Here is a 212-nt window from a genome sequence, read left to right on the forward strand (position 1 = left end):
TGCATCCGGGAGGATTCGAACCTCCGACCGCTCGGTTCGTAGCCGAGTACTCTATCCAGCTGAGCTACGGATGCATCAGGAAACTTGCTTTACTGCCGATATTGATATCGAAATAAGTGATATCAAGTAAGAGATGGTGCATCCGGGAGGATTACTCGGCTGCGCCTCGCCCTGCGGGCCGTTGCTGAAGCAACGTTATCCTCCCTGGTGCT

General features: G+C 53.8%; 1 tRNA gene and 1 other RNA gene. Both read right to left on the reverse strand.

Annotated elements, in window-relative coordinates:
* Positions 1 to 74 (reverse strand) — tRNA-Arg (locus OGX99_RS00835).
* 60 nt (positions 75 to 134) lie between these two features.
* Positions 135 to 212, reverse strand: a non-coding RNA gene (locus OGX99_RS00840) — RtT sRNA; the annotation flags it as partial.

Origin of the sequence: Citrobacter sp. Cu096 (genome assembly GCF_030332285.1) — a bacterium.
GTDB lineage: Bacteria > Pseudomonadota > Gammaproteobacteria > Enterobacterales > Enterobacteriaceae > Citrobacter > Citrobacter meridianamericanus.